The sequence below is a fragment of the Thiomonas sp. genome (genome assembly GCF_054608695.1).
In genome coordinates this window covers 1-7886 of record NZ_JBTRXV010000122.1, presented here as the reverse complement: position 1 = coordinate 7886, position 7886 = coordinate 1, and the positions used below count along the sequence as shown (strand labels likewise).

Genomic DNA, 7886 nt, shown 5'->3' with positions numbered 1-7886 from the left:
GTAGGAGATGACGATCTGGAAATCCGGGTGGGCATGCACCAGCTCGCCCTTCTTCTCCAGCGGCAGCACGCGGCGGTTGTCGGTCAGGGGGTGGATGACCACGGTGGTGTCCTGCCGCGCTTCGACCACCTCGTCGAGATAGCAGATGGCGCCGTGGCGCGCGGCAATGGCCAGCGGGCCATCCTGCCAGCGCGTGCCCTGGGCGTCGAGCAGGAAGCGGCCCACCAGATCGGAGGCGGTCATGTCTTCATTGCAGGCCACGGTGATGAGCGGCTTGTTGAGTTTCCATGCCATGTATTCGACGAAGCGGGTCTTGCCGCATCCGGTCGGACCCTTGAGCATCATGGGCATGCGCACCGAATAGGCCGCCTCGAACAAGGCCACCTCATCGGCGACGGGGCGGTAATACGGTTCCTTGGTGATGCGGTATTGGTCGATGATGTTGTCGTTCATCTTGGCTCCTTGCATGGGACGTTTCGATTGATCCACGAATGGCGCGAGCACCATGTGACGGCATAATGGCCTGTTGACGCGCCATACGTGGGCAAACCATTCGCGGGCAAACAAAAGCCCCCCGCGCCCGATTGCGGGCGACGGGGGGCTCGGTACGGGTCACCCGTCGCAGCTTAGACCGTCTTGCCGCGGAAGATCACCATCGACGCGCCTTGGGACTGATTGAAGTTGTTGTAACCAATCAGACGCACGTGGTTGTCGGGGTTGGCCTTGTGGCAGGCTTCGGCTTCGGCCAGGACCTTGTCCACGTCGGTTTCGCCGAACATCGGCAGTTTCCACATATACCAGTAGGAGTCCATCAGGTATTGCGGCTCGATGTGCTCGATGGCCGGGTTCCAGCCTTTTTTCACCAAATACTCGACCTGCTTCTTGATGCTGGCCGCGTTCATCGCGGGCAGGTAGGAGAAGGTCTCGAACTTGCGGCTGGCGGGGTCGCTCAGGCGGCTTTTGTAATCCATCACTTCAGACATTTGATTTCCTTTGAGGTGTTAGGGGGCAGGGCATCGGGCGGACGCGGACTTGCCAGGACTGGATCGAGGCAGCCCCGCACCGTGCCATCGCGATGCCCGAGGCCCGATTACTTGTGGGCGACGTCCAGCTTGTCCACGGTGTCGAACTCGAACTTGATCTCTTTCCACGTTTCCATGGCGATCTTCAGTTCCGGGCTATGGGCAGCGGCAGCCGCGAGAATCTCCTTGCCTTCCTTCTCGATGGCGCGGCCCTGGTTGCGGGCTTCCACGCAGGCTTCCAGCGCGACGCGGTTGGCGGCGGCGCCGGCGGCGTTGCCCCAGGGGTGGCCGAGCGTGCCGCCGCCGAACTGCAGCACGGAGTCGTCGCCGAAGATGGAAACCAGCGCGGGCATGTGCCAGACGTGAATGCCGCCGGAAGCCACCGGGATCACGCCGGGCATGGAGCCCCAGTCCTGGTCGAAGAAGATGCCGCGGCTGCGGTCTTCCTTGATGAACTCGTCGCGCATGATGTCGATCCAGCCCAGGGTCGCTTCGCGGTCGCCTTCGAGCTTGCCGACGACGGTGCCGGAGTGCAGGTGGTCGCCGCCCGACAGACGCAGCACCTTGGTGAGCACGCGAAAGTGAATGCCGTGGTGCGGGTTGCGGTCGAGCACGGCGTGCATGGCGCGGTGGATGTGCAGCAGCATGCCGTTGTCGCGGCACCAGTTGGCCAGGCCGGTGTTGGCCGTCAGGCCGCCGGTGAGGTAGTCGTGCATGATGATGGGCGCGCCGATTTCCTTGGCGAACTCGGCACGCTTGTACATCTCTTCCGGCGTGGGGGCGGTCACGTTCAGGTAGTGGCCCTTGCGCTCGCCGGTCTCACGCTCGGCCTTGAGGGTGGCTTCGTGCACGAAGGAAAAACGGTCGCGCCAACGCATGAAGGGCTGGCTGTTGACGTTCTCGTCGTCCTTGGTGAAGTCCAGGCCGCCGCGCAGGCACTCGTACACGGCGCGGCCGTAGTTCTTGGCCGACAGGCCCAGCTTGGGCTTGATGGTGCAGCCCAGCAACGGGCGGCCGTACTTGTTCATCTTGTCGCGCTCGACCTGGATGCCGTTGGGCGGGCCGCCGCAGGTCTTCACGTAGGCGATGGGGAAGCGCACGTCTTCCAGGCGCAGGGCGCGCAGGGCCTTGAAGCCGAACACGTTGCCGACCAGCGAGGTCAGCACGTTGACCACGGAGCCTTCTTCGAACAGGTCGATCGGGTAGGCCACGAAGGCGTAGAAGCAGGTGTCGTCGCCGGGCACGTCTTCGATGCGGTAGGCGCGGCCCTTGTAATAGTCGAGGTCGGTCAGCAGGTCGGTCCACACCGTGGTCCAGGTGCCGGTGGACGACTCGGCGGCCACGGCAGCGGCCACTTCCTCGCGGTCCACGCCCGGCTGCGGGGTGATCTTGAAGCACGCCAGAATGTCGGTGTCCTTCGGGGTGTAATTCGGTTCCCAGTAAGTCTGCCGGTACTCTTTCACCCCGGCGTTGTAGGTTTTAGTGGCCATTGAAAACTCCTTGCATGATTGAAACGAGGGCCTTCCCGACACGTGTGAGATGGCATGGTGCCCGGACGAGCAAACGAACTGTAGTCGGCTTTGGCGGCAAAAAATAATTGTTTTTACACCGCGCTATCATAGATAGCAATCTATGTTGAATATTGCATCGCAGCAATCCTATCTATGCGACACGCCACCCTGCGCCAGTTCAAAGTGTTCGAGTCCATTGCTCGCCTGCGCAGCGTCACGCGCGCCGCCGAGGAACTGCACCTGACCCAGCCCACGGTGTCCATCCAGCTCAAGCAACTGTCCGAAATCGTCGGCCTGCCGCTGCTGGAACAGGTGGGCAAAAAACTGTACCTGACCGATGCGGGGCAGGATCTGTTGAAGGTCTGCCAGACCATGTTCGACAACCTGGCCCGGTTCGAGATGGTCGTGTCCGACTTCAAAGGCACGAAGGCCGGGCGGCTGCGCCTGTCGGTCATCACCACCGCGCAATACTTCATTCCCCGCCTGCTCGGGCGCTTTTTCGAGCGCTACCCCGGCATCGAGGTCTCACTGGAAGTCACCAACCGCGGCAAGGTGCTGCAGCGCCTGAGCGACAACGCCGACGATCTGTACGTGCTGGGCCAGCCGCCCGAGCACATGGATGTGCGCGCCGAAGCGTTTCTCGACAACCCGCTGGTGGTGGTGGCGCCGCACGAGCACCCGCTGGCACTGGAGCGCAACATCACCCTGCCCCGTTTGGCGCAAGAGTTCTTCCTCATTCGCGAGCCCGGTTCGGGCACAAGGCTGGCGGCCGAAAATCACTTCAAGGATCACGGCCTGGCGCTCAAAGTGCGCATGGAACTCGGCAGCAACGAAGCCATCAAGCTGGCCGTGGCGGGCGGTTTGGGGCTTGCGGTGCTTTCCGCCCATACCCTGGCGCTGGAGAAGAACAGCGACGAGATCACGGTGCTGGACGTGCAGGGCTTCCCCATTCGCCGCCAGTGGTATGTGCTGCGCCCGGCCGACAAGCAGCTTTCCGTGGTGGCGCAAACCTTCCTGGATTTCATGCTGGCCGAAAGTCAGGCCATGGCACGAAGCTACCTGCCGCAGATTCCCGCCTTCATGCCGCCCGAGTCTGGAATCAAAGTGAAGGCGCCGGCAAAGTCCAAGCCGCAACGGTCGCCCTAGGCGGCCGTTGCGCAAAGCACTGACCGCGAAGCGCGGCTTCAGCCCGTCTGGCGCAAACCGTGCAGTGCGTGGGCGTATTGCGTGGTCACTTTGTGCGGCTCGCGCACATTGAACCCCAGGTCGCGCAGCAGGCCGTCCTTCAAGCCATAGACGCAGGCATGCACCGTCAGTCGCTGGTTTCGCCCCCAGGCATCCTGCAGCACGGTGCTGCGGCAGACATTGTGGGCCTGCTCCAGGGCGTTGAGCTCGCACAGCCGGTCGTGCCGGGCCTGCGCGTCGGGCAGGCTGTCGAGCAAGGCCAGGTGGCGCTCCATCACGTCACCCACGTGGCCCAGCCAATTGTCGGCCAGGCCCACCCGCGTGTTGTCCAGCACCGCCCGGATGCCCGAGCAGCCGTAATGCCCCACCACCAGGATGTGCTCGACATGCAGAATGTCGACCGCGAACTGCAGCGTGGACAGGGCGTTGAGGTCCGAATGCGGCACCACATTGGCCACGTTGCGATGCACGAACACCTCACCCGGCGCCAGGTCGATGACCTCGTTGGCAGGAACCCGTGAATCCGAACAACCCACCCAGAAATACTTGGGCGCCTGCTGCTGTGCCAGAGATTGGAAAAAGCCCGGCTTGCTGCTGTTGGTTCGCTCCACCCAGCGCTGGTTGTTGTCGAACAGCAGGGCGTAGTCGGGGTCTTGGGATGATGGCATGGCTAGGGCTTGTGCGGTCGCACCAGCGCGGGCTCGCGCTGGCAATGAACATCCTAGCCCAGGCCGACTCCCTGGAATTGCACCGGATTTACAGCGCCAGTCGCCCGCTCAGGGTCTGCCACCACATGACCCAGTCACCCATCAAGCTGTAGACGGGTCGCTTGAATGAAGCCGGGCGGTTGTGCTCGAAAAAATAATGGCCGACCCAGGCGAAGCCGTAGCCGCAAACCACGCCGGCCAGCAGCCACCAGGGGTTGCCGGTGAACACCAGGAAGAACAGGCAGATCAGCGCAAGTGTGGAGCCGGTGAAATGCAGCCGCCGGCACACCGGGTTGCGGTGCTCGGCCAAGTAGAGCGGATAGAACTCGGCGAAGGTCTTGCACTGCGCCAAGCGCGCAGGGTTGGGTGCGGCGATGGGGCCGTTGGCTTGATGACGGGCACGCATGGCAAGCTTCCTCCATCAGGACTGCGGGCGGAATGCCCACGACAAGCATAGGCCGAAACGGGCGAATTGCATGGCCGGATGCCCGTTGCGCCGCGTCATGCCGCGATGCAAAGCCGCTGCCGTGCAGCGCGGTATTCCTGGCCGAGCTTGGCCACGAGTTCGGCTGCCGGCAAGACGCGGTCGATGGCGCCGATGCCCTGGCCGCAGCCCCAGATGTCTTTCCACGCCTTGGCACCACCGATGGCCGATGCGAAATCCATCTTGCTCGGGTCGCCTTCCGGCAGGTGGTCGGGGTCCATGCCCGCGGCGACAATCGAGCCGCGCAGATAGTTGCCGTGAATGCCGGTGAAAAGGTTGGAGTAGACGATGTCCTGCGCCGCACCCTGCACGATCATCCGCTTGTAGGCATCCGGCGCCCGCGCCTCCTCGGTAGCGATGAAGGCGCTGCCGACATAAGCCAGATCCGCCCCCATGGCCTGCGCCGCCAGCACCGCGTCGCCACGGGCGATGGCACCCGCGAGCACCAGCAGACCGTCGAACCAAGCCCGCGTTTCCTGCACCAGGGCGAAGGGCGACTGCACGCCCGCATGTCCGCCCGCGCCGGTGGCCACGAGGATGAGCCCGTCCGCTCCCTTCTTGATGGCCTTGTGCGCGAAGGCCTGGTTGATGACGTCGTGCAGCACGATGCCGCCCCAGGCATGCACGCCCTGGTTCACCTCGGGCCGCGCACCCAGCGAGGTGATGACGATGGGCACGCGGTACTTGGCGCAGGCCATCATGTCGTGCTCCAGCCGGTCGTTGCTGCGGTGGACGATCTGGTTCACCGCGAACGGCGCGGCGGGCTGGTCCGGATGGGTCTTGTCCCACGCCGCCAGCGCCTCGGTGATCTCGGCCAGCCACGCATCGAGTTGCGAGGCGGGCCGGGCGTTGAGCGCCGGAAAGCTGCCGACGATGCCGGCCGTGCACTGCGCAATCACCAGCTTGGGGTTGGAGATGATGAACAGCGGCGAACCGATGACCGGCAGGCGAAGCGTGGATAAAACGGCGGGCAGCGCCATGGTCAGAACGCCTCCACAGGCAAGGCCATCACGCTGTCCGCGCCCTGCAGCACTGCGTCTTGCAGTGCGCCGCAGCGCGGCAGGATGTGGGCGCAATAGAAAGCTGCCGTGCTGCGCTTGGCTTGGGCAAAAGCGGCATCTTCACTAGGCAGATGGGCCGTGGCCAGCCAGCTTTGCGCCAGTTGCCAGCCCGCCATCAAAATGCCCGCCAGCATGAGATACGACACGCTGCCCGCGTAGGCGGCGTTGGGGTTGGACTTGCCGTTGGCGGCGATGAACTGCACAACCTGCTCGTAGGCCGCGCGTGCGGTGGCGAGTTGCGCGGCCATGGCGCTGGCCTGGGCGTCGCCCGTGGCCTTGAGCGCTTCTTCGGTCTGCCCCACACGGCGCGCGAAGTTCAGCGCCAACGCGCCGGCATCGCGCACGGTTTTGCGCCCCACCAGGTCGTTGGCCTGAATCGCCGTGGTGCCTTCGTAAATGGTGAGGATGCGCGCATCGCGGTAAAACTGGGCCGCGCCGGTTTCCTCGATGAAGCCCATGCCGCCGTGCACCTGCACCCCGAGGCTGGCCACCTCGATGCTCATTTCGGTGGAGAAGCCCTTGACCAGCGGCACGAGGAATTCATACGCGGCCTCGTGCGCTGCGCGTTGGTGCGCGTCGGCGTGGGCGCGGCCCACGTCGTGCAGGCTGGCCGCCACCAGGGCCAGCGCGCGCGCACCTTCGGTGAGGGCGCGCATGGTCATGAGCATGCGGCGCACGTCCGGGTGATGGATGATGGCGACGGACTGCGCCGCGCTGCCATCCACCGGGCGCGACTGCACGCGATCCTTCGCATAAGCCGCCGCCTTTTGATAGGCAACCTCCGCCACCGCGATGCCCTGCAGGCCCACGGCGTAGCGCGCGGCGTTCATCATGATGAACATGTATTCCAGGCCGCGATTGGCCTCGCCGATCAACTCCCCCAATGCCCCCTCGCCCACCGCGCCCTTGCCGTCGCCAAACACCAGCACGGCGGTCGGGCTGGCCTTGATGCCGAGCTTGTGTTCGATGGAGGCGCACCACACATCGTTGCGCCGCCCGTCAGCAAGCACCTTGGGCACGATGAACAGCGAAATGCCTTTGACCCCAGCAGGGGCGTCGGGCAGGCGGGCAAGCACCAGATGGACGATGTTCTCGGCCATGTCGTGCTCGCCATAGGTGATGTAGATCTTCTGGCCGAAGAGGCGGTAGCTGCCGTCGCCCTGCGGTTCGGCGCGGGTGCGCACCAGCGCAAGATCGGAGCCTGCCTGCGGCTCGGTCAGGTTCATGGTGCCGGTCCACTCGCCGGAAATCAGCTTCGGGATGTAGCGCTGTTTTTGATCGTCCGAACCCGCGGTGAGCAGGGCTTCGATCGCACCGTCGGACAACAACGGGCAGAGCGCGAAGCTCAGATTGGCGCTGTTGAGCATTTCGGTGCAGGCCGCGGAAATGCTCTTGGGCAGACCCTGGCCGCTGAACTCCGCCGGATGCTGCAAGCCTTGCCAGCCACCCTCGGCGTACTGCTTGAACGCCTGCTTGAAGCCCGGCGTGGTGGTCACCACGCCGTCCTTCCATGCGCTGGGCTGCAGGTCGCCCGCGCGGTTCAGCGGCGCGACCACGTCCTGGTTGAACCTGGCGCACTCCTCCAGCACGGCACGGGCGGTGTCGGGCGTGGCGTCCTCGAAGCCGGGCAGTTTGGCGATGGAATCAAGGCCCGCGAGATGTTCGAGGTCGAACATCATGTCGCGGACGGGGGCGGTGTAGCTCATGCGAGTCTCCGGCTTGGGGCGTAGTTTTGGTTGGGCCATCTGCGCGGCCTCTGCTGTTCGTGAACGCGCTCGATGCGTCAAATTTGTTTGACCATTTCCGGCACGGCGGTGAACAGATCGGCCACCAGGCCGTAGTCGGCCACGCCGAAAATCGGCGCCTCTTCATCCTTGTTGATGGCGACGATGACCTTGCTGTCCTTCATCCCCGCC

General features: G+C 64.4%; 8 protein-coding genes and 1 pseudogene. 1 reads left to right on the top strand and 8 read right to left on the bottom strand.

Going from position 1 to position 7886, the window contains the following annotated elements:
* The 3 genes from ACYCUK_RS21935 to ACYCUK_RS21925 form a co-directional block, all read right to left on the bottom strand.
* Window positions 1-453: ATP-binding protein (locus tag ACYCUK_RS21935; protein ID WP_461596743.1), on the bottom strand; the 453-nt coding region annotated here is incomplete at its 3' end.
* A gap of 173 nt (window positions 454-626) precedes the next feature.
* Window positions 627-983 (bottom strand): ribulose bisphosphate carboxylase small subunit, encoded by a 357-nt coding sequence (locus ACYCUK_RS21930; protein WP_461596742.1) that lies wholly within the window; start codon window positions 981-983, stop codon window positions 627-629.
* A 107-nt stretch (window positions 984-1090) separates the two neighbouring features.
* Window positions 1091-2512 (bottom strand): form I ribulose bisphosphate carboxylase large subunit, encoded by a 1422-nt coding sequence (locus tag ACYCUK_RS21925; protein ID WP_461596741.1) that lies wholly within the window; start codon window positions 2510-2512, stop codon window positions 1091-1093.
* A gap of 174 nt (window positions 2513-2686) precedes the next feature.
* Between ACYCUK_RS21925 and ACYCUK_RS21920 the strand changes: the two genes are divergently transcribed.
* Complete coding sequence (locus ACYCUK_RS21920) at window positions 2687-3679, top strand: LysR substrate-binding domain-containing protein (protein WP_461596740.1); 993 nt, start codon at window positions 2687-2689, stop codon at window positions 3677-3679.
* A 38-nt stretch (window positions 3680-3717) separates the two neighbouring features.
* Here the strand turns inward: ACYCUK_RS21920 and can are convergent, their stop codons facing one another.
* The 5 genes and pseudogenes from can to ACYCUK_RS21895 form a co-directional block, all read right to left on the bottom strand.
* Window positions 3718-4386, bottom strand: a complete 669-nt coding sequence (gene can / locus ACYCUK_RS21915) for a carbonate dehydratase (RefSeq protein WP_112486360.1) — start codon at window positions 4384-4386, stop codon at window positions 3718-3720.
* Between the two features lie 88 nt (window positions 4387-4474).
* Window positions 4475-4831 (bottom strand): Mpo1-like protein, encoded by a 357-nt coding sequence (locus ACYCUK_RS21910; RefSeq protein WP_112486361.1) that lies wholly within the window; start codon window positions 4829-4831, stop codon window positions 4475-4477.
* Between the two features lie 95 nt (window positions 4832-4926).
* Window positions 4927-5889, bottom strand: a complete 963-nt coding sequence (locus ACYCUK_RS21905; protein ID WP_461596739.1) for an NAD(P)H-dependent flavin oxidoreductase — start codon at window positions 5887-5889, stop codon at window positions 4927-4929.
* A 2-nt stretch (window positions 5890-5891) separates the two neighbouring features.
* Window positions 5892-7676, bottom strand: a complete 1785-nt coding sequence (locus tag ACYCUK_RS21900) for an acyl-CoA dehydrogenase (protein ID WP_461596738.1) — start codon at window positions 7674-7676, stop codon at window positions 5892-5894.
* Window positions 7677-7753: 77 nt separating this feature from the next.
* Window positions 7754-7886 (bottom strand): annotated as a pseudogene (locus tag ACYCUK_RS21895) (electron transfer flavoprotein subunit alpha/FixB family protein); the annotation flags it as partial.